The 20,019-nt window shown below is 64.5% G+C and carries 15 protein-coding genes and 5 pseudogenes; 9 read left to right on the top strand and 11 right to left on the bottom strand.

All coding sequences use genetic code 11. From position 1 onward, the window contains the following. Positions 1-40: 40 nt before the first annotated feature. Positions 41-412: pseudogene (locus AC1DN0_RS04160) on the top strand (thiolase C-terminal domain-containing protein); the annotation flags it as partial. Between the two features lie 192 nt (positions 413-604). Here the strand turns inward: AC1DN0_RS04160 and AC1DN0_RS04155 are convergent. From AC1DN0_RS04155 to AC1DN0_RS04115, 9 genes are all read right to left on the bottom strand, one after another. Then, the gene (locus AC1DN0_RS04155; protein ID WP_441630869.1) at positions 605-2,308 is read right to left on the bottom strand and encodes an AMP-binding protein; all 1,704 of its coding nucleotides are present in this window, start codon (positions 2,306-2,308) and stop codon (positions 605-607) included. Positions 2,309-2,342: 34 nt separating this feature from the next. After that, the gene (locus AC1DN0_RS04150) at positions 2,343-2,582 is read right to left on the bottom strand and encodes a hotdog family protein (protein ID WP_441630891.1); all 240 of its coding nucleotides are present in this window, start codon (positions 2,580-2,582) and stop codon (positions 2,343-2,345) included. Continuing rightward, the gene (locus AC1DN0_RS04145) at positions 2,479-2,769 is read right to left on the bottom strand and encodes an FAS1-like dehydratase domain-containing protein (protein WP_441630871.1); all 291 of its coding nucleotides are present in this window, start codon (positions 2,767-2,769) and stop codon (positions 2,479-2,481) included. The genes AC1DN0_RS04150 and AC1DN0_RS04145 overlap by 104 nt, the downstream gene beginning before the upstream one ends. Before the next feature lie 66 nt (positions 2,770-2,835). After that, complete coding sequence (locus AC1DN0_RS04140; protein WP_441630873.1) at positions 2,836-3,768, bottom strand: SDR family oxidoreductase; 933 nt, start codon at positions 3,766-3,768, stop codon at positions 2,836-2,838. A 141-nt stretch (positions 3,769-3,909) separates the two neighbouring features. Then, positions 3,910-4,821 carry a Bug family tripartite tricarboxylate transporter substrate binding protein gene (locus AC1DN0_RS04135; protein ID WP_441630875.1) on the bottom strand — a complete coding sequence of 304 codons (912 nt, stop codon included), beginning with the start codon at positions 4,819-4,821 and terminating at the stop codon, positions 3,910-3,912. 81 nt (positions 4,822-4,902) lie between these two features. After that, positions 4,903-5,733: an SDR family NAD(P)-dependent oxidoreductase gene (locus AC1DN0_RS04130; RefSeq protein ID WP_441630877.1), complete on the bottom strand. Its 831-nt coding sequence runs from the start codon at positions 5,731-5,733 to the stop codon at positions 4,903-4,905. A 127-nt stretch (positions 5,734-5,860) separates the two neighbouring features. Beyond that, complete coding sequence (locus AC1DN0_RS04125; protein WP_441630879.1) at positions 5,861-6,976, bottom strand: acyl-CoA dehydrogenase family protein; 1,116 nt, start codon at positions 6,974-6,976, stop codon at positions 5,861-5,863. Further along, positions 6,977-8,113, bottom strand: a complete 1,137-nt coding sequence (locus AC1DN0_RS04120; protein WP_441630881.1) for an acyl-CoA dehydrogenase family protein — start codon at positions 8,111-8,113, stop codon at positions 6,977-6,979. Between the two features lie 74 nt (positions 8,114-8,187). Beyond that, positions 8,188-10,092 carry an AMP-binding protein gene (locus AC1DN0_RS04115; protein ID WP_441630883.1) on the bottom strand — a complete coding sequence of 635 codons (1,905 nt, stop codon included), beginning with the start codon at positions 10,090-10,092 and terminating at the stop codon, positions 8,188-8,190. 240 nt (positions 10,093-10,332) lie between these two features. Here AC1DN0_RS04115 and AC1DN0_RS04110 point away from each other — a divergent pair. Then, positions 10,333-10,583, top strand: a pseudogene (locus AC1DN0_RS04110) (H-NS histone family protein). 107 nt (positions 10,584-10,690) lie between these two features. On the opposite strand, the pseudogene AC1DN0_RS04105 reads toward AC1DN0_RS04110, so the two are convergent. Next, positions 10,691-10,969, bottom strand: a pseudogene (locus AC1DN0_RS04105) (IS6 family transposase); the annotation flags it as partial. A 480-nt stretch (positions 10,970-11,449) separates the two neighbouring features. Here AC1DN0_RS04105 and AC1DN0_RS04100 point away from each other — a divergent pair. The 7 genes and pseudogenes from AC1DN0_RS04100 to AC1DN0_RS04070 all read left to right on the top strand — a co-directional run bounded on the left by AC1DN0_RS04100 (position 11,450) and on the right by AC1DN0_RS04070 (position 18,190). After that, positions 11,450-14,212 (top strand): winged helix-turn-helix domain-containing protein, encoded by a 2,763-nt coding sequence (locus tag AC1DN0_RS04100; protein WP_477145557.1) that lies wholly within the window; start codon positions 11,450-11,452, stop codon positions 14,210-14,212. Positions 14,213-14,340: 128 nt separating this feature from the next. After that, a complete protein-coding gene (locus AC1DN0_RS04095) occupies positions 14,341-15,480 on the top strand; it encodes an acyl-CoA dehydrogenase family protein (protein ID WP_042887778.1) in 1,140 nt (379 codons plus the stop codon). Positions 15,481-15,525: 45 nt separating this feature from the next. Then, on the top strand, positions 15,526-16,713 hold the full coding sequence (locus AC1DN0_RS04090) for a lipid-transfer protein (protein WP_045242023.1): 1,188 nt from the start codon (positions 15,526-15,528) through the stop codon (positions 16,711-16,713). Between the two features lie 159 nt (positions 16,714-16,872). Then, a pseudogene (locus tag AC1DN0_RS04085) lies at positions 16,873-17,067 on the top strand (transposase); the annotation flags it as partial. Between the two features lie 52 nt (positions 17,068-17,119). Further along, positions 17,120-17,249: pseudogene (locus AC1DN0_RS04080) on the top strand (IS110 family transposase); the annotation flags it as partial. Positions 17,250-17,521: 272 nt separating this feature from the next. Then, the gene (locus tag AC1DN0_RS04075) at positions 17,522-17,665 is read left to right on the top strand and encodes a hypothetical protein (protein WP_441629686.1); all 144 of its coding nucleotides are present in this window, start codon (positions 17,522-17,524) and stop codon (positions 17,663-17,665) included. Beyond that, the gene (locus AC1DN0_RS04070) at positions 17,666-18,190 is read left to right on the top strand and encodes an IS110 family RNA-guided transposase (RefSeq protein WP_477111392.1); all 525 of its coding nucleotides are present in this window, start codon (positions 17,666-17,668) and stop codon (positions 18,188-18,190) included. A gap of 99 nt (positions 18,191-18,289) precedes the next feature. Here the strand turns inward: AC1DN0_RS04070 and AC1DN0_RS04065 are convergent, their stop codons facing one another. After that, positions 18,290-19,987, bottom strand: coding sequence for an AMP-binding protein (locus AC1DN0_RS04065; protein ID WP_477145556.1), 1,698 nt, complete (start codon positions 19,985-19,987; stop codon positions 18,290-18,292). Between the last annotated feature and the right edge of the window lie 32 nt (positions 19,988-20,019).

The following is a 20,019-nucleotide window of genomic DNA, read 5'->3' as shown; positions in this document are numbered from 1 at the left end:
GCCTGAATTCGATACCGGCTCATTCTACCGGAAGCTTATTGCGACAAAACCCGTGTACGAGAAGGCAGGCGTCGGTCCCGAGGACATCGACGTGTCCGAATTGTACGACTGCTTCGCGCAGAACGAAGTCATCTCCTATGAGACGCTCGGCTTTTGCCCGGAGGGTGGTGCGGAAAAGTTCGTGCGCGACGGCGACAATACCTACGGCGGCAAGGTCGTCATCAACCCGTCCGGCGGCCTGCTTTCCAAGGGGCATCCGCTTGGGGCCACCGGGCTCGCGCAATGCTACGAGTTGACCAACCAATTGCGCGGGCAGGCCGACAAGCGGCAGGTCGAAGGCGCGAAGCTGGCGCTGGCGCATAACATAGGGCTCGGCGGGGCTTGCGTGGTGACGCTCTACGGCAAGAACTGAGCCACCAGCGCGGATCATGTCTTGGCCGCCGGCACGCGTCATGCGTCCGGCGGCTTTTTTTGTCGTTGCCATGGCGCATCAACCCAATCCTGTGGCCCGCCATCCGCCTTCGACGGGCATCGAAAAATGGCCAGCAGGGCAAGATGCCCGTGCTGGCCCCAATCCTGGGAAGGGAATGATGGTCCGGATGGCCTACGCCGGGTCCGCTTCCCGTGCGTTGCGATCGCGCTCGTTCTGCATGAGTTGCAGCTCGCGCCACAGGATCTTGCCTGTCGACGTCTTGGGCAGGCTATCGAGGAACTCCACGACGCGGGGAACCTTGTAGGCCGACATCGATGACCGGGCCCAGTCCACCAGCGCCTGGGGCTCGATCGTGCCACGGGCGCCAGGGCGCAACACGACCAGCGCCTTCACCGTCTCGCCACGGTGACGGTCATGGGCCGAGATCACGCACGCCTCCTGTACCGCAGGGTGCCCGTACAGGAGAGACTCGACTTCCGCGGGCCACACCTTCAGGCCCGAGGCGTTGATCATGCGCTTGAGCCGGTCGGTGACGTAGAAGTAGCCGTCATCGTCGTGATAGCCAAGGTCGCCCGTGCGCAGGAACGGCTTGCCGTCGATCTCGATGAAGACTGCCGCAGTGGCGTCGGGCTTGTTCCAGTAGCCTCCAAACATCGTGGGGCCGTGCAGGACGAGCTCGCCGGACTGGTTCGCGTCGAGTTCGGCGCCGGTCTCCGGGTCAATCACGCGGGCATCGCAATTGATGACCGGCACGCCGGCGCACTGGCGCCTGGCGGCCTGCGGCGGATTGCTGTGCGACATGCCGCAGAATTCGGTCAGGCCATAGCTTTCCAGGAAGGGCTGTCCCAACCGCGCCTGCAACGTACGGGCCAGCGCCTCGGGCATCGCTGACGCGCCGCCGTAGATGCGCGTTAGCGAAGACAGGTCACGCTGGTCGATGTCGGGACGTGCAAAGAGTTCCGCCAGCATGGTAGGGACGGCGGCCCAGGTGCGAAGGCGCAGCCGCTCGATGAGTTCCAGCGCCGCATCGGCATCCCAGCGCGCGAGTATCGCGACGGTGCGCCCCAGGCGCACGGCCTGGTTCATCGCCCGCATGCCCGCCAGATGGGTCACCGGCAGCGTGAGGAGTTCGTCCTCCTCCGCGCGATCGGATTGCCAGTACTCACGATGCGTCATTGTATAGACGAAGTTCCGGTGGCTCAGCATCGCGCCCTTGGGCTTGCCCGTCGTGCCGGACGTGTAGCCGATCACCGCGAGGTCAGGGCCGCCGCCCTGCATCGGCAGGGGACCGATGCAGGCGTCCAGCGCGCCCGAGAAGTCGTGCATGCGCGGGTCCGCCGACTGGCGCGGCGGTTCGCTGATGCACGCGGGCACATCGAGATAGGGCACCTCGCCGGGTCTGCCGGCGAACTCGGCCGGCGCCCCCACTACACAGCCATCCAGGTCATCGCCTTCCAGCAAGCCCTGCAACCGGTCCACCAGGTCTTGCGTCGCGATGACGACCCGCGCGCCGCTGTCCCTGGCGTAGTACTCAATCTCCTCGCTCGTGCTCATCGGATTCATGGCGACGACGACGGCGTCGCAGCGCATCACCGCGTAGAACGCAATCATGTACTGCGGACAGTTCTGCATCAGCAGCAGCACGCGGTCGCCCTGACGCACCGACAGGTGATGCTGGAGGTAACCGGCCAGCGACAGGGCCGCGGTGTGCAACGCGCGGAACGTCGTCTGCCTGCCGTAGAACACGACGGCGGGCTTGTCCGGCACGCGGGTTGCCGAGTCTTCCAGGTGGCTGAACAGGTTGCAGTCCGCCACCTCCAGCGTGCGGGGGACGCCGGCAGGCCAGTGCGCGAAGTGTCGTGTCAATTGGGGCATGTGTGATAGCTGAATGAATGGGGACGGGCGGGAATCAGGCCACTGCGACGATGGCCTCGCCGACGATCTTGGTCTCGCCTTTGTGGTTGGTGCACTGCATTTCCACGCGCAGCCGCGGCTCGCCATCCTGCTCGAAGCGTTCGGCGACGCGTCCCGTGCAATGCGGCTGGTCATACAAGTGCGTGATGCCGGTAAAGCGCATCTTCAGGCTGCGCAGGCGTGTGTGCCCGGCCCAGTTGGTGATCAGCCGGCTCAGGTAGGCGGCCGACAGCATGCCGTGGGCACGAGAGGAAGGTGGGAGGCACGCGCAGCGACGGCAGGCCGGCGGCACGCGCCACGGCAACGTTGCTGTACTCGGGGTTGGTCTCGCCGATGGCATTCGCGTACCACCGCACGGCCCATTCCTCCACGTTCACTTGGCGCTGGCCAAAGCTGTGGCCGATCAGGTTCTTGTCAAGCATTGCTAGTTCTCCATGGGACTGGCCTGCCGCGTCCGCCCCGGGGCGCTGCAGGAAATTGATCCGGCCTCAGGCGCGGGCGGGAATGACGCCGTCGAGGTTGGCCGCGGGCGCGGCGCCGGCCACGAGATCCGGCATCAGCGCGCCAAGTTCAGCCACCTCCCAGCGTCCGGCCTTCTCGATCCTGGGGCCGGCGCGCCAGCCTTCTGCCACCGTGATGCGGCCGCCACGGCTGCCGAACACGCGGCCGGTGACGCTGTCGGATTCTTCGCTGCCGAGCCAGACGATCAGCGGGGCGACGTTGGCGGGGTCGAACGCGTCGAAGCCTTCCACGGCGTTGGTCGACACCTGCAGGCGGCCGCTCTTGAGCAGATGCTCGGTGTGGCGCGTGGTGCCGCTCGGATAGATGGTGTTGACGGTCACGCCATAGCGGCCAAGCTCTTCGGCGGCGATATTCGACATCGCCGCGATGCCGGCCTTGGCCGCGCCGTAGCAGGTCTGGCCGATATTGCCGAACAGGCCCGCCGACGACGAGGTATTGATGACGCGCGCCTTGCGCTGGCGGCCCGCCTTCGATTCGTCGCGCCAGTAGGTGCTCGCGTGACGCATCGGTACGAACGTGCCGCGCAGGTGGACGCGCATCACGGCGTCCCAGTCTTCCACCGGCATGTTCACCAGCATGCGGTCGCGCAGGATCGCGGCGTTGTTGACCAGCACATCCAGTCCACCAAACGTCTCGATGGCAGCCTGGATCATCCGGCCGGCGCCTTCCCAATCGGCCACGTCATCCTCGTTGGCGATCGCCTGGCCGCCCATCGCGCGGATTTCTTCCACCACCTGGTGGGCCGGGCCGGACGCGGCGCTGGTGCCATCGGCGGACGCGCCGAGGTCGTTCACGACAACCTTGGCCCCGTGACGGGCGAACTCCAGGGCATACTCGCGGCCAAGGCCACGGCCGGCGCCGGTGATGACCACTACGCGGTCTTTGCAGAGCTGTTGCATTGAGCTTTCCTTTCGTCGATTTGAACAGCGTGGGAAATGTGCGGGCGTATTGGTCCCGGCGCATGACGGGAGCGATCGGGCCGCTTCGGAATTCGGTAGGCGGTCGGGACGCTCTGCGAGTCAGTCCCGGCCAGCGGGCGGTTATTCGGCCTGGATGCCAGCCAGCGCGATCACGCGCTTCCACTGCGCCTGATCATTCGCCAGTGCGCCGTCAAATGCCTTCGGGCCCAGCGCGTAGGGCGTGGTGCCGCGTTGCGCGAAGTGCGCGGCGGCCTCCGGCGGGTCGAAAAACTCCAGTGCCGCCTGTGCCAGTTTGTCCACCACGGCGGGGGGCGTTCCGACAGGCGCGGCCAGGCCGACCCAGCCGGTCAGCGTCGCGCCCGGCTTCCCGGACTTGACCAGCGGCACGGCGGCCGATATCTCGAGCACGGTATAGTCCACCACGCCGCTGATGAGGTCTGGCAGCAGTGTGCTCATCGCCTTGTAGGGCGCGTCCACCGCCTGCACCTTGGCCGGGTCATTGATCGCTGCCAGCATGGCGCGATAGCCGGCACTGCTCGTGCCGAAGTTCAGCTTGCCCGGTTGGCGCCTGCCTGCGGCTGCCAGTTCGGCGAGCGACTTGTTTGGCGAGGTGGCCGGGACGACTACCGTCACCGGCAGCGCGCTCAGGCGCGCGACGGGAACAAAGTCGCGGGTCGGGTTGTACGGCAGATGCTTGAACAGCCAGGGATTGGCCGACATGGAACTCGACAGTGCCAGCAGCAAGGTGTATCCGTCCGGCGCCGCCTTCGCCACGGCATCGGTGGCAATGATGGTGTTGCCGCCGGGCCGGTTCTCCACGTAGAACGACTTCCCGAGCTTCCGGGTGAGATGGCTGGCCAGCAGGCGCGAGAAGTCGTCCACGCCCGTCCCCGGACTGGTGGCGGAGACGATCTTGACGGGCCGTTCGGGATGGCCGTCGGCCAGTGCGGCGCGGCCGGCAAACAGCAGGGTCACGCCCATGCCCGCAGCGAAGCAGGCGAGGGTGCGTCGGGCTTTGTTGGAAGCAGTCATGAAGCTTGTCTCCGATGTTGTCTTTCTGGGATCGGCGCGCAACCTGAGTCCTGTTGCGCACCGCCTGCAACATGCCTGCCGTCAGAAGCCGCCGCGGCCTCCGCCGCAGATGATGGTCTGAGCGTTCACGTAGTTGGATTCGGGAATGCAGAGCATGTACACCGCGCCCGCTGCTTCCTCGGCGGTGCCGAAGCGGCCGAGCGGGGTGTCGCGGCCCGCCGCGGCGATCCGGTCCGGATGCACGCCGACCTTGATTTCGCGGCCTTCCACCCGCACGGTCATCTCTTCGGTGGTCGATTGCGTCAGGCGGGTCTCGATGGCGCCGAAAGCCACGCAGTTGACATTGACCTTCATGCGTCCCCACTCCTTCGCCAGCGACTTCGTCATGCCGATCACCCCGGCTTTGGCCGCGGAATAGTTGATCTGGCAGGCATTGCCCTGCGTGCCCGAGACCGAGGAAATGTTCACGACCTTGCGGAACACTTCCTTGCCGGCCTCCGCCTCTGCCTTGCTGGCTTCGCGGAAGTACGGCTGGGCCGCGCGCAGCAGCATGAAGGGCGCCTTGAGGTGACAATCGACAACGGCATCCCACTGCTCGTCAGTCATCTTCTGGATGACGTTATCCCAGGTATAGCCGGCGTTGTTGACGATGATGTCGAGTGCGCCGAACGTATCGACCGTCTGCTTGACGATGCGCGTGCCGAAATCCGCTTCCACCACGCTGCCCGCGAAGGCAACGGCCTTCCCGCCGGCCTGCACGATGTCCGCTACGACTTCATCGGCCGGCGCCTGGTCGAGATCGTTGACCACGACGATGGCGCCTTCGCTGGCGAACTTCAACGCAACCGCGCGGCCGATGCCGCGGCCGGAGCCCGTAACGATGGCGACCTTGCCTTCCAGTTTTCTGCTCATGAAAATATCTTCGTAATGTGTGAATCCGCGTGCCGCAGGCTTTCATGATGGCCATGCCACCACGTGACGGCACTACTCCTGTTGGCGAGTGCGACGCAGCGGTTCCGATCGGGGTGCCCGGCTCGCCTTATGCGGCTTCCCGGCGATGCGGTTCCTCGAGCACGCCGAGGTGGTACTGCGTTTCGCCATGCAACTGATCGAGCACGAGAATGCGCTTGAGGTAATGGCCGACGGCACACTCGTGCGTCATGCCGATGCCGCCGTGCATCTGGATGGCTTCCTCGGCAATCCGGCGCGCATTGCGGCCGATGAGCACCTTCGCCGCGTGGAACTGACCATCGCCACGCGCGAAATCATTGCGTCCGGCCAGGGTGAGGGCGAGCGACATGACAAGACTGCGGCTTTGCTCGCGCGCGACGAGCATGTCGGCCGCGCGGTGCTGAAGCGCCTGATTGCTACCGATCGGCCGCCCAAACTGCCGGCGAATCTTCAGATACTCGAACGTCATCGCGCTGGCGCCTTCCATTGCGCCGAGCATTTCGGCGCACGCGCATGTAATACCGGTGCGCATCACATGCTCGAGCGCCGCGGCGGTATCCTGCGTACCGCCGAGCCGCTTCCCCTGAACATTTTCCAGTTGGATATTCCCCGCGGGCGAGCCGTCCACCAGTCGGTACGGCGACAGATGCAGGCCGATGTCCGCGGCGTTCACCAGGAACAACTGAATACCGTCGTCCGGCGTCGTCGCGCTCACAATGAACTGCTGACAGCTCGGCGCGTCCAGCACCATCTCCTTCGAGCCGGTCAGGAACCAGCCGGCGCTGTCATGCTTCGCCGCGCATTCGATGCGGCCGTGCTGGCGTTCCTGGTGCGCCCATCCCATGCGAGACATGCCCATTGCGATGCGGGGCAGCCATTCCGACTTCTGCTTGGGCGAACCCATGGCCTGCAGAGCAGTGGATGCCATGACCACCGTCGAGTGATACGGTTCCAGGGCGAGCACCTTGCCGAGGGCTTCGGAGATCATCGACAGGTCGACGGCGTCGCCGCCGAAGCCGCCATATTCCTCGCCAATGGCAGCACCAAGAACACCCATCTCGGCAAGCTGCCCCCAGACGCGGGCGCGTGGGCCAGGCGAGTTTTGCAGCAGGCCTTGGCGCGCCTCAAAGGTGTACTCCTTCGCCAGCAACCGCGAGAGTGCGTCGTTGAGCTGGAGCTGAATGTCGTTCAGTTTGAGATCCATTTACAACCCTATTACGGTGGAAGCCAGGATGTTCTTCTGTACCTCGGTACTGCCGCCATAGATGGTCACAGCGCGCGAGTACAGATACGCGGTGGTGAGTTCGCCGCAGTCGCCGCGCAGGGACGCCGCACCGCCGATCTGCATCGCCAGTTCCACGATTTCCTGGTACAGCTCGCTGCCGCGCACTTTCAGCAGCGACGCCATGTTCTGGTCGATACCGGCATGCATGAGCCGCAATTGCGTAATCTCGAGGGCATGCACGTCGGTCTCGATCAGCGCGATGCGGCCTCGCCATGCCGCGGCGGTCTTCGCCGGAAGGCCGGCGCGTTCGCGGCTGGCGAGCAATTCCCGCGCGTAGCTCATGCGCTCACGGGTGCGCCCGATGCCGGCCACGTACGTTCGCTCGTGGCCGAGGAGGAACTTGGCATAGTCCCAGCCCTTGTTTTCCTCGCCGATAAGCCCACTCTGCGGGACGAGCACATCGTCGAAGAAAACCTGGTTCAGGCTGTGCCGGTCGTCGATGCCGATGATGGGGCGAATCGTCACGCCGGGCGACTTCAGGTCGATCACGACGAAGGAGATGCCCGCCTGTTTTTTGGCGGCGGCTGAATCCGTTCGAAGCAGGCAGAAGATCCAGTCGGATGCGTGGGCCTGGCTCGTCCAGATCTTCGAGCCATTGACGACATAGCCGCCGTCCACTCGCCTGGCGCTGGTCTGCAGCGACGCGAGATCCGAGCCGGAGTTCGGCTCGGAGAAGCCCTGGCAACTGAGGATGCCGCCGTTGAGCAGTCTCGGAAGAAAGAATTCGCGTTGCGCGTCGTTGCCGAAGTGAATAATGACCGGCCCGAGCATCGTGATGTTGAAAATATGCGGGGTAGGCGCCGAGGCCATCGCGCATTCGTCCGCAAAGATCATTTGCTGGCCGGCATTCCAGCCGGTGCCGCCATGCGCCACGGGCCATGCCGGCGCACCCCAGCCATGTGCGTCGAGGGTACGTTGCCACTGGCGCTGGTCCTGGTAGCTGACAAAGCCGGTGCTGCGTATCCGCTGGCGCATGTCGGCCGGCAGATGGGCTGCGAGGAAAGCACGTACCTCTTCCCTGAAGCGCTTGTCTTCGGGTGTGCCAAGTAAATCCATACATGTCCTTTCTGTTGATGCTTGGAGCTTGAAGCGCGCGCTGCGCGCGATGCCTTGCCTGAAGTGTCCTGGCGCTAGCGCGAGCAGGCGACAAAGGCGGGGGGAAGCTCGGCGTAGAGCACGTCGATCAGTGGCGTGCGTCGCTGGCGCGCAGCGGCCTGGTTGATGTAGCCCTTGTCGGCAATCTCGTTGGCCTCGGACGAGGGCGGCTCCGCCATCAGCAGCAGCCGGCGTACCTGCTGGCTGGCGCCGGATGCCGCCTGCGCGCGAAGCGCGTCACGCAGGGCGGCAATGACCGTCGGATGCTTCACCAGTTCCTCCGGCGGCAGGGCTGCCAGTTCCGGCGCAAGGCGCTGGCAGGCGGCCACGTTGGGCCATGCCAGGGCGGCAACATAGTTGCGGTCGTGGCCGCAGATCACGGCGTCGGCCAGCAGCGGCGCACAATGCTCGACCAGTCCCAGCCGGACCGAGCCGGTGCGTACCCAGGTGCCGTTGGCGAGCTTGAAGTCTTCGACGCATCGTCCGGCGTAGCGCAGGCCGTGCAACGGATCTTCCGGATTCGCCAGGCGCACTGCATCGCCCATGCGGTAGAAGCCTTCCTCGTCGAACGCCGCCTGGGTGAGATCCGGGCGCTTGTGATAGCCATGGAACACGGGCCGGCCGCGCAGGCGGACTTCATAGCGGTCGTCGCCGCCATCGAGCGGTACGAGTTTGATCTCGACGCCCGGGATCGGCACGCCCACGTTGCCGAGGTCGCCACCGGGCAGCGTATAGATCGCACCTTGGCCGGTGGTTTCGGTCGAGCCAAAGCCCGCGACGAACCCGATGCGCTCGCCCACCGTACGGACGGCGGCGCTCTGGAAGCGTTCCCAGACATCGCGCGGCAGGCTGGCCCCGCCATAGGCGACGAAGCGCAGGCGAGAGAAGAACGAGCGGGCGAAGGATTCGTCGCGCTCCAGTTCGGCGGCGATCAGCGCCCACGCGGACGGCACGGTGGCATAGAACGTGGGGCATACGTCGCGCAGGTTCTGTACCGTGCGCGCGAACTGTCCCGGCAGCGGACGGCCGTCGTCGAGATAGTAGGAGCCGCCCAGCGTCATCACGCGGCCCAGGTTGCCCATGCCGCCAAAGATGTGGTGCCAGGGGAGCCAGTCGAGCATGACGACAGGTTCGTCCGCAATGGCGCGATGCAGGTACTGGTACTGCCCGATCATCGCGGCCACGTTGTCGTAGCGGATCGGCACCGCCTTGGGTTCGCCTGTTGAGCCCGAGGTAAAGAAGATTCGCGCCACATCGCGCACGGGATCGATGGAGGCGTGCGCGGCCTGCAGGTCGGCGATCCGTCCGGCAGTCGGCGCGGCGCCGGCGAGCGCGGCCCACGCGGTATGGCCTGCCTGCGGGCTGTCCACCGCGATGACCGCAGCGGCCGGCACGCCAAGCGCGTCCAACGCGCGCGAGAACGGCGCCGACGACTGCACGAACACGGCGCCCGGCTCGACCAGCGCATGCATGCCGCGGACTCGCTGGTGATCCTGGCTCAGCAGCGAATACGACGGGGAGACGGCTGCCGAAGGGATGCCCGCATACTCGGCGCCCAGCAGCAGGACGGCCTGCTCCAGCGAATTGCCGGACAGGATCATCAGCGGACGCGCCTGCGACAGGCCCATCGCCAGAAGTCCCGACGCTACCGACAGCACCTGCCGGTGGAGCTCCGACCACGTCAGCGTGCGCCATGCGTCGCCGGCGCGTTCGCTGATGGCGGGCAGCGCGCCCCGCGTTTCGGCCCAACGCGCCAGGAAGCTGCTGAAGGCGAAGGGGCCGCCTTGCAGCGGCGCGTCGGTCGACCATAGCAGCAACGAACCGTCCTCACGACGTCCGTACGCGGCGCCGGGTTGCGACAGGCCGGATTGTCGGTAGCAGGGTGCAGCTTCGGTTTGGGTGCGCGACGTCGCGGCCGGAATCGTGGTAATGCCAGACATGTGTCGGTCTCCGTGGGATGGCTTATAGGAGACCAAGCATGCATTGCCGGCGCGCTGCAATCACTAGCCGGGGAGGCCAGTTCAGGGTATCCCCTTAGAGCCGCCCCCTTCCAGGTGATCAAACGACACTTCAGTTTTGATGAAGCGGGCGGTGAAAACGTGCCGTCGTGCACGCTCCTGCTACGTAGCCCTTCTTCCTTGAGGGTCGGCCGGGATTCGTGACTATCTGAAGCTTAAGATATTTGCGAATCCCGGCCGACCCTCGACTACGACCTGACCATGAAGGAACTGCAGGCGGCGGGGTGCTTTGATCCGCCGCCCCCACCGCCCACCGCCACCCCCGCCAGCGCCGCCAGCGCCGCCAGCGCCGCCGCCGGTGGTCTGCTGCCGCAACGCCGCGGGGCAGAGCTGGCGACGGGACCGGCGAGATGCCCGACTGGCTGCGGCGGGCGGTCAATGCGGGGCAGAGCGTGGAGATTTTTCGGGTCTGATGGGGCGACTGGGGCACTCTATGTGAACTGACGCGCGCGGATGCGGCCCCTTCCCTCTGAGTTGCTGCGCCGCGTCATCAGGCGATAGAGCGCTTTCAAGGTCAGACCCATTTACCACGAATCTTCAGGTAGATTTCATCAACACGCCATGAGCGCCCTGTGGGCTTGCCGAAACGGTTCCAGCGCTTGACGAACTCCGGCGTATAGCGCCTCACCCAGCGCAGGATCGTAGTGTGAACCAGTGCCAAGCCCCGCTCCGCCATCATCTCGACCAGATCGCGTAGGCTGAGTTTGTAGCGCAGGTACCAGCGCACGCACAGAATGATGATTTCCCGATCAAAATGTCGACCATCGAACAACCCCTCAAGACTCTCCAGCTTGCTCATCACCGGCCATCAGTTCGTTTACCCCGACAACTCTAACCGATTCGCCGCCCCTATTTGCACCAGAGCCCCCTATCCTTCTATCACCACATTCGAGAGCCCAAATGACCGGATCCAAGACCGAGCGGGCAGCGTTCCAACCCGCGGACTTTTCAACCTCGCTTTGACAAAATAGTGAAAACATGCTACCGAAGCGCCGTTATTTGCAGCGTCGATCTGAATACTGTACATACGTACAGATTTCACGCGTATCGCTTAACCCGTGTCCACGGTCGATTCATCCGTCCTATCGCAGGCATGCGAGGCTAAATGCATGTGCGGTCGGTGCTGCTTTTTAGGGGTGCCTGAGCAGGCACAGGAACTTCCGGCCAGCAGGCGGCGCAGAGTCGGCGCTCGACTGCCTTGTCGGCGTACGTTATAAGGTGAGACGAACTTCTGCAGCACTGTCCCCGTGCTGCCTGGATAGTAATAACAGCGTTAGACATGCACGAGCACGCTACCAACTCCCGGGCGGCAGACCAGTCCCCGGGTCTTGCCATCGAGGCCGTCGCCAGTACGAAACTGGTTCCCCCGCGTGCGACCCGCCGCCTAATTTCACGGGATGCGCTACAGCAGCGCCTCCTCGATGCGCGGCGCCAGCGTTGCATCGTTCTGCAAGGCCCGGCCGGCAGTGGCAAGACGTGCAGCCTGGTGGCGTTGCGGCAAGCGTTGCTGACACTTGATTTCGATGTCGCTTGGCTCTCGCTCGCCGCAGAAGACAACGAACTCACGCGCTTCTTCAGTTGCCTGCTGGCCGGCATTGGGATGGTGGACGGTGAAGTGGTGCGCGACGCGGCGCTGCTGATGCGGCGCGATAGCGATGGCACGGATTTTGAACACTGGGTCGTGTCCCTGGTCGAGGCGCTTGCCGCCCGGCAGCGCGATCTGACAGTGATCGTCGACGATCTGCAATACCTGAACAGTCCGCAGATCTGTCAGGCGCTGCAATGCCTGCTCGACTACGCTCCGCCCAATCTGCATCTGGTCTTCAGTTCGCGCAGCGCGTTTCCGCTATCGCTGGCGCGTTTGCGCGCGCAGTCGCTTGTGGTTGAGTTCGACCTTCACGACCTGCGCTTCACTCCCGAGGAATCCGAGCGCTTCCTGCGCGAGCAATTGGGCCACATCGATCGGCGCGACGCGCGCGTGCTGCACGATCTGACCGATGGCTGGGTGGCCGGGCTGCAGCTGTTCGCGGTGGACATGCATGCCAAGCAGGGCGGTGGCTATGCACGTGTGCGCGTGCGCGATGCCAAGGCGTTTGCGAGCTATTTCGAGCGCGAAGTGCTCGACAACCTGCGGCCGGAAGACCTGCAGCTGCTGACCATTGCGGCAACCTGCAGCCAGTTCTGTGCGTCGCTCTGCGCGACGCTGCTCGGCGTGCCGCAGGCGGTAGCGGCCATGACGTCGCGCCTGACGCGGCTCGACGACCACAATCTCTTTATCAGCCAAGTGCGTAGCCAGGACCGCGAGACTTGGTATCGCGTACACCCGCTGCTGCGCGAGGTGCTGTCGCACCGCCTCGACGAAATGCCACCTGCCGACCGGCTCGCGCTGCATGGCGCCGCGTGGCGCTGGTTTGGCGCGCGCGGCCACATCGACGACGCGGTGCGCCATGCCGTGCAAGCCGGGGAGGTGCAGGCAGCGGCCGATATCGTTGAGGCTTGCGCGGTGGAAATGATGGGCCGTGGCGAACTGTCCGAGGTGTCTAGCCTGGTGCGCCGGTTGCCCGCGGAGCAGGTGCAGGCTCGTTTTCCGCTGCGGCTCGTAACAGCCTATCTCGCCATGTACGCCGGCAACCTTGGGGCAGTCGATGCGGCGTTGCGCCGGTTCGAGTCGGACCTCGATGCGCTGGGCGTGGGCGAGCGCTTTGCTGTGCGCGTCCTGCAGGCAGCGCTGGYGCTGCAACGCGACGACTCCGAATCGATCCATGCTATCGCACCCTTGCTCGAAGCGATCCCCGATGATGCCCAGGCGTTCGCGTTCGCCGGCCGCGCCCACCTGCTGGCGTGGATGCATATGCACCATGGCGACTACGATGCGGCTCGCGCGCTGCTGCAGGAAGGCGCGGAGCGCAACGTGGCGCCGGCGCGCCGAATGACGGGACAAGCGCTGTCTGGTATGAGCCTGTCCCTCGAAGGGCGCATTGTGGAGGCCGAGCGCGCGTTGCGTGCGGTGCAGCACGAGGTGGGCCGGCACGACACGCTCTACATCGACGTGGGCGCCGTTGTCGATGGGATGCTCGGCGAAGTGATCTATGAGCTCAACGAACTCGACGCAGTGTGTACGCAGCTGGAGCCATGCCTCGACATGGTGGAGCGGACGTCGGTACCTGACGCGGCGCTGCGCGGCTTCCTGGCCGTGGCGGCGGCGCATTGGCGGCTCGGCCACCGCCTTGAGGCACTCGAGCAACTGGATCGTCTCGACGACTATGCCAGCCGGCGCGGGCTCGACCGCATGCAGGCCCACGCGCTGGCGCTGCGGCTGCGCATGCTACTGGAGCAGGGCGCGACCACCGAGGCCATCGAGGTTCTGGAATCGCTGACCGCGCTCGGCCGGCGGTACGCCACGGCGGCACGCGGTACCGGCGCCGAAATCCGGCGTGTGGCCGACGCCGCACGTGCAGCGGCAGACCTGCACTGGGAGGACTACGACGGTGCTATTGCCTGCCTGAAGCCGCTGCTCGAAGACGCCAGGGCTGCGGGGCGGGGCGCGGCGGTGGCTGCCGCCCACGCAGCGCTCGCGGTGGCTTACCACGGACGCGGAGACGCCGATGCGGCGCGCCGGCAGTTGCTCGAGGCACTGCGGCTTGGCCACCAGCTCGGCCTCATGCGCAGCCTGCTCGACGTGTCGGACCAGATCCCGGCCATGCTCGAAGCCCAGGCTCCTGACGCGCTAGACCCGGTGCTGGCGTTTTACGCCAAGCGCCTCGTGGCTGCGGCGGCCAGCACGCGCGAAGCGGCCGCGCAGCCGGCCCTGCGCGATGCCGGTGGCACGACGGACGTGCTCAACGTCCGGGAGCGCGAAGTGCTGGCGCTGGTCGCCCAGGCCATGCCAAACAAGAAGATTGCGCGCGTGCTGGGCGTCACGTCCCACACGGTCAAATGGCATCTGCGCAAGATCTACAGCAAGCTCGGCGTGTCAGAGCGGGACGAAGCGGTGGCCCGCATGCGCGATCTTGAGATGGATTCGGCGTCGAGACCCCACTGACGGCCGCCTTGCTGCCCAATCCGGCTAGTGAATTGCAACGCTGGATTGGACATCATGAGAGGTATCCGAGAGGCGCGCCTGGATCGGAGCGCGCCGCCGGAACCTTACTCATGGAAAGGAGCTTGACAGTGGAAGTGAATCGCACGGTCTTCCGGGAAGACCATGAAATGCTGCGTCCCATGGCGCGAAGGTTCTTCGAGCGCGAGTGCGCGCCGCGCCAGCCGGAGTGGGACAAGGCCGGCAAGACAGACCGCGATACCTGGCTCAAGGCAGGCCGCGAAGGGCTGCTCTGCGTGTCGGTCCCCGTGGAATACGGCGGCGGCGGCGGCGATTTTGGCCACTCGGCGGTGGTCATGGAGGAGATGCATCGCGCAGGAATCTCGGGTGCGGGCTTCTCGATCCACTCGGACATTATCGCGCCCTATATCGTGCGTCTAGGCACCGAAGCGCAGAAAAAGCGATGGCTGCCCGATATCTGCGCTGGCAAGACCATCATGGCGGTGGGCATCACCGAGCCGGGCGGCGGATCCGACGTCAAGGCCATCCGCACCACCGCAGTGCGCGATGGCGACGAGTACGTAATCAACGGCAGCAAGACGTTCATCAGCAACGGCCTGAACTGCGACATGATCATGCTTGTTTGCAAGACGGACCCGGCGGCGGGCGCCAAAGGTGTCAGCCTGATCATGGTCGAGGCCAATCGCGCGGGGTTCAAGCGCGGCCGCAAGCTCGACAAGGTGGGCCAGCCCGGCGCCGACACGGCCGAACTGTTCTTCGACAATGTGCGCGTGCCCGTGGAAAACCGGCTCGGCGACGAGAACGGCGGCTTTGCATACCTGATGCAGGAACTGCCGCAGGAACGCCTGCTGATCTCGATCTATGCCGCCATTGCCATCGAACGGCTGCTGCAGATTACGGTGGACTACGTCAAGGACCGCCGCGCCTTCAACCAGACGGTCTGGGATTTCCAGAACACCAAGTTCAAGCTAGCCGACGTCAAGGCCCAATCGGTAGCTGTGCGGACCATGGTCGACTACTACATCGGCGAGCACATGAAGCGCAAGCTCACCGTCCAGGAAGCGGCTATCGCCAAGCTCTTCGCCACTGAGACGCTGTGGAAATGCATCGACGACATGGTCCAGCTCCATGGCGGCTACGGCTACATGCTTGAGTACCCGATCGCCCGCGCGTTCACGGACTACCGCGTCTGCCGCATCGCGGGCGGCGCCAGCGAAGTGCTGCGCGACCTTATCTCACGCAAGCTGTGAACCGCCACCGATTTCCCGCAATCCATCTCAATAACAGGTTGAACCATGAGTGAGAAAGTCATAGTCGCCGGCGTGGGCATGATCCCGTTCCTGAAGCCGGGCGCCAGCAAGAACTACTTCGAGATGGGTGCCGATGCCGTGCGGCTGGCCCTGGCCGACGCCGGCATCGGCTACGAGCAACTGCAAGAAGCCTACGCCGGGTACGTCTACGGCGATTCCACCTGCGGCCAGACCACGGTGTACGAGGTTGGCATGACCGGCATCCCGGTGGTCAACGTCAACAACAACTGTTCCACTGGCTCAACGGCGCTATACCTGGCCCGCAAGGCCGTTGCATCGGGCGACGCCGACTGCGTGCTGGCGCTCGGGTTCGAACAGATGCAGCCGGGCGCGCTGAAGATGCACTGGGACGACCGTCCGCCCCCGCGCACGCGCTTCTTGCCCGTGCTGAAGTCGCTGACCGAAGACATGAGCCACCTCGGCCAGGCGCTGCGCTCTTTCGGCGGTGCCGGGCGCGAGTACATGGAGAAGTACGGCGCAAGCATGGAAACGTTCGCAGCGGTGCGCGCCAAGGCGAGCCGGCATGCCGCCAACAACCCGCTGGCGCTGTTCCGCAAGGTACTGACCGTCGGGGAGGTGATGGCCGACACCGTGATGGTTCCCGGTGTCATGACGCGGCTGATGGCGTGCCCGCCCACCTGCGGCGCGGCGGCGGCAATCGTCGTCTCGGAGCGATTTGCGCGCAAGCATGGCCTGCGCACCGATGTGCAGATTCTCGCGCAGTCCCTGACCACCGATCCGCCCGAGGCGTTCGATCCGCCTTCGATGCTGAGCTGGGTTGGCTCGCACATGACGCGCGCCGCTGCGGGCAATGTCTACGAAAAAGCGGGCGTGGGTCCCGAAGATATCGACGTGTGCGAACTGCACGACTGCTTCGCGCAGAACGAAGTCATCAGTTACGAGACGCTGGGCTTCTGCCCCGAAGGCGGTGCCGAGAAGTTCGTCCGCGACGGCGATAACACCTATGGCGGCAAGGTCGTCATCAACCCTTCGGGCGGCCTACTGTCAAAGGGGCACCCCCTAGGCGCCACCGGCCTGGCGCAGTGCTATGAGCTGACGCAGCAGTTGCGCGGCGGCGCCGACAAGCGCCAGGTGGAGGGTGCGCGACTCGCACTCGCCCACAACATCGGTCTGGGCGGCGCCTGCGTGGTGACGCTCTACGGCAAGAACTAAGCTTCTGTACAGAGTCGGACTTCGGCCGCCGCGACGCTTGAATGCGTCCGGCGGCTTTTCTTTTGCCTAGGGTGACACTGGAGGCTTGTACTGGGAACAGACCTGGTAGATGACCGGCTGGAACGGCAATTGACTGATTGCAAGAAGCGCCAGGTGGACTGTCAAACGGTCGCCGTCATCCCGGGCATTGGCAGGCTCACGGCCACTGCCCCAATTGCTACCGCCGGAGACGCCAAAGCCTTCAAGTCAGGAAGAGAGTTGGCCGCCTTCCTCGGCCTGGTACCTCGCCAGACCGGTACAGCGGGCAAGGTGCAGCTCGGAGGCATTAGCATCCGCCGCGATGTTTACCAGCGCTCGCGCACGGATGCAATTCCAATCGAAAGAGAAGGGAATCTGGTGCGATCGTCTGCGCCAGAGACGACCGACCAACGTCGCCGCCGTGGCCTTAGCCAACAAAATGGTTCGCACTGCCTGGTGCGCTGCTAGTGCATGGAACCACATTTGAAAAGAACCACGTGTCAGTGAAGCCGGTGTAGCTTGTACGCCTGACGAATCCTCGTCAGCAAGTTGCGATGGGAAGCGGATAGATGATGGCGTGACAGGGTGGACTGCAAGAGCGCAAGCCTGCTTTGGTGTGAGAGGGCTCTCGGCGAATTCCATCAGGACCCGCAGGCATGGCCTGCACGATGAGGCCGGATATATTGGAATGGCCCCATCCCTCCCCCGTCTCTCGAGACTCCATGCGATCATGAAGTCTCGAGAGACGGGGGCATGGAAACGTAGCTATTAGGCTACTTGGGAGTCCATCATGAGCATCGCGCTTGTTGGTATCGATCTTGCGAAAAACGTCTTTCAAATCCATGGAGTAGACGAGCATGGCAAGCCGGTGCTGCGTCGCCGGGTAAGTCGTTCAAAGCTGCGGGAGACAATAGTCCGTCTGCCAGCCTGTTGAATTGTCCTGGAAGCATGTGGCGGCGCCCACTACTGGGCGCGTCGCTTCATGGCTATGGGACACCAGGTCCAGATGATTGCTCCGAAGTTCGTGAAGCCGTTTGTCAAATCTCTGAAGAACGACTGCAATGACGCCGAGGCAATCGTCGAAGCGGCCTCTCGTCCGACGATGCGTTACGTGGCAATCAATGGCATCGAACAGCAAGACGTTCAATGCATGCACCGGATCCGAAGCTTGCCGATGCGAGATCGCATCGCGCAGATCAATCAGATTCGTGGCCTGCTTGCCGAATACGGCATCGTCATTGCTCAAAGTTCGCTGCAAATACAGCGGCACCTCCCCGAGATCGTCGCGGACACGACCACAGAGTTGACGGAACTCACCAAGGGAACGCTGTGCGACATGTACGGGCGACTCAAGCAACTCGATGAACAGATCGCGCGATATGACAACAAGATTCGCCAGATACGGCAAAGAGGGGTGGGGCCATGTATGAGTCTGCAACCAACCCTCTGTCGAGCCTGACCTTGCGTTCACCTGGAAAGACCAGGCGCGTTCATATGAGAACCAAAAAAGGCCGGCAAATACCACGCCGGCCTCTGCATCAGGAACAGCCCCCAACCTTTAAACTTGCCCCCGCGCCCCCCGATCCCGCTCGTCCTGCTCCAACTGCATTTCGCGCCAGAGGATTTTTCCCGTCGACGTCTTTGGCAAGCTATCGACAAACTCCACCGTGCGCGGCACCTTGTACGCAGACATGCACCCTCGGGCCCAGTCGACCAGTGCCTGTGGCTGGACCGTGCCGCGCGAAGCCGGGCGGAGCACCACGAGCGCCTTTACCGTTTCGCCGCGATGCGGGTCGAAGGCGGAGATCACGCACGCTTCCTGCACGGCTGGGTGCCCGTATAGGATCGATTCGATCTCGGCGGGCCACACCTTCAGGCCCGATACATTAATCATGCGCTTGAGCCGATCCGTAATATAGAAGTAGCCGTCCTCATCATGGTAGCCGAGGTCGCCGCTGCGTAGGAACCGCTTGCCGTCGAGCTCGATGAAGGCCGCGGCCGTCGCTTCCGGCTTGTTCCAGTAGCCGCCAAACATGGTCGGCCCATGCATGACGATCTCGCCTGGCTCGTTGGTCGCTAACTCGACGCCCGTTTCGGGATTAATCACGCGGGCATCGCAGTTGATCACGGGAACGCCGGCACACTGTCGCCTTGGGGCCTGCGGCGGATTGCTGTGCGACATGCCGCAAAACTCCGTGAGGCCGTAGCTTTCCAGAAATGGAATGCCGAGCCGCGATTGCATCCTGCGCGCCAGCGCCTCCGGCATGGCTGACGCGCCGCCGTAGATGCGCGTCAGCGAGGAAAGGTCACGCTGGTCGATATCGGGCCGTGCGAATAACTCCGCGAGCATCGTAGGCACGGCCGCCCATGAGCGCAGCCGCAGCCTTGCGATTAATTCCAGCGCGGCGTTGGCATCCCAGCGCGCCAGCATTGCGAGGGTGCGGCCCAGCCGCACCGCCTGGTTCATCGCGCGCATGCCAGCCAGGTGGCTGACTGGCAGCGTCAGCAACTCGTCCTCATCGGCGCGGTCCGATTGCCAGTGCTCACGATGCGCGAGCGTGTAGGCGAAGTTGGCATGGCTGAGCATCGCACCCTTGGGCTTGCCCGTTGTGCCGGACGTGTAGCCGATCACTGCGAGGTCGCGGCCCCGGGCGCGCACGGGCAGCGGCGCGATGCCAGCGGCCAACGCCCGCGAGAAATCATGCATGCGCGGATGCATCGCACCTTGCCGCGGTTCGGTGACGAAGCCGGGGATGGCGAGATAGGGCACGTCCTCGGGCCTGCCGGCGAACTCACCCGCCAGGCCCACTACACAGCCGTCGAGCACATCCTGTTCGAGCAGGCCGGTAACGGGGTCTATCAGGTCCTGGGTCGCGATCACTACGCGCGCGCCGCTGTCGCGCGCGTAGTACTCCATTTCCTCCCGCGTACTCATGGGATTCATGGCAACGACCACGGCATCGCAGCGCATGACGGCATAGAAGGCAATCATGTACTGAGGGCAGTTCTGCATCAATAGCAGTACGCGGTCCCCTTGCCGAACCGACAGTCGATGCTGAAGATAGCCGGCCAAGGCCATCGCGGCGGCATGCAGATCGTGGAACGTCATTCGACGGCCGTAGAACACGACGGCCGGCTTGTCAGGGACGCGCGTTRCAGACTCCTCGAGGTGGCAGAACAGGTTGCAGTCCGCCACCTCCAGCGAGCGGGGTACGCCGGCGGGCCAGTGCGCGAAATGTCGTGTTAGTTGCGGCATGGGGACGATTGCTGAATGAATGCTTGGATCGG

It is taken from the genome of Cupriavidus sp. 05N39 (genome assembly GCF_056397325.1).
This window is presented reverse-complemented; position numbering and strand designations above follow the sequence as displayed.

What these genes read in the sequence shown, in the direction of transcription:
- AC1DN0_RS04130 (WP_441630877.1), bottom strand. Translation starts at nt 5,733, where the DNA reads ATGAGCAGAAAACTGGAAGGCAAGGTCGCCATCGTTACGGGCTCCGGC.
- AC1DN0_RS04155 (WP_441630869.1), bottom strand. Translation starts at nt 2,308, where the DNA reads ATGCCCCAATTGACACGACACTTCGCGCACTGGCCTGCCGGCGTCCCC.
- AC1DN0_RS04145 (WP_441630871.1), bottom strand. Translation starts at nt 2,769, where the DNA reads ATGCTTGACAAGAACCTGATCGGCCACAGCTTTGGCCAGCGCCAAGTG.
- AC1DN0_RS04125 (WP_441630879.1), bottom strand. Translation starts at nt 6,976, where the DNA reads ATGGATCTCAAACTGAACGACATTCAGCTCCAGCTCAACGACGCACTC.
- AC1DN0_RS04075 (WP_441629686.1), top strand. Translation starts at nt 17,522, where the DNA reads ATGAGCATCGCGCTTGTTGGTATCGATCTTGCGAAAAACGTCTTTCAA.
- AC1DN0_RS04135 (WP_441630875.1), bottom strand. Translation starts at nt 4,821, where the DNA reads ATGACTGCTTCCAACAAAGCCCGACGCACCCTCGCCTGCTTCGCTGCG.
- AC1DN0_RS04150 (WP_441630891.1), bottom strand. Translation starts at nt 2,582, where the DNA reads ATGCTGTCGGCCGCCTACCTGAGCCGGCTGATCACCAACTGGGCCGGG.
- AC1DN0_RS04140 (WP_441630873.1), bottom strand. Translation starts at nt 3,768, where the DNA reads ATGCAACAGCTCTGCAAAGACCGCGTAGTGGTCATCACCGGCGCCGGC.
- AC1DN0_RS04115 (WP_441630883.1), bottom strand. Translation starts at nt 10,092, where the DNA reads ATGTCTGGCATTACCACGATTCCGGCCGCGACGTCGCGCACCCAAACC.
- AC1DN0_RS04120 (WP_441630881.1), bottom strand. Translation starts at nt 8,113, where the DNA reads ATGGATTTACTTGGCACACCCGAAGACAAGCGCTTCAGGGAAGAGGTA.
- AC1DN0_RS04090 (WP_045242023.1), top strand. Translation starts at nt 15,526, where the DNA reads ATGAGTGAGAAAGTCATAGTCGCCGGCGTGGGCATGATCCCGTTCCTG.